The 691-nt window shown below is 42.0% G+C and carries 1 pseudogene; it reads right to left on the bottom strand.

Annotated elements, in window-relative coordinates:
* Positions 1-691: pseudogene (locus ACFILO_RS09625) on the bottom strand (hypothetical protein); the annotation flags it as partial.

Genomic DNA, 691 nt, shown 5'->3' with positions numbered 1-691 from the left:
CATCATTGACAAGACCACTAACTTTCTCATCCGTATACTTATTGGCATCTTCAAGAACTATCTTCATCTGCTCTTCAGTATAATCATGCAACTGACCACCATTAACAGCTTGCTGAGAACCTGCTTCAATCTTGCCTGCCGCTACATTGTCTATCATAACAGGTTCGCTGTCATTGCCTCCTACTAACGTAATGCTATTGGTCTTTTTCCCATCACTATCTTTGTCATAGGAAACAACGCCATCCGTTACGGCTACTTCAATATCTTTCACATGTTGATCTATCGTATCTACTTTGTCTTCAACCTCTTTTACCCTCTCATTCGTACTCCAAAGCTGACCACCATTAACAACTTCTTGCGAGCCTTCTTCTATCTTACCATCCAATACATTCGTAATCTTACTCGACTTACCATCATGCTTCGCATCATACGCGCCTTCTTCTTCATTCCAATTCAAACCATTACTCGCCACATTCTTCTCAACATCATGAATACGCTCGTTGATACTCGTCATACCATCACTGACACCATCAAAAGCTCCTGCTACATCATGATAGATCTTCTTTTCTGACGAACTACCATCAGAATTGAATTGTGAAACCTTGAATTCCGGAGCCCTCCATTCGCCACCTTCATAGCTAGCTCCTCCTCCTAAATACATCGCTAGCGTCTGATGCAAGGAATAAAGCTG

The organism is Bartonella sp. AP72JLCBS, from assembly GCF_042195705.1.
Lineage (GTDB): Bacteria > Pseudomonadota > Alphaproteobacteria > Rhizobiales > Rhizobiaceae > Bartonella.
This window is presented reverse-complemented; position numbering and strand designations above follow the sequence as displayed.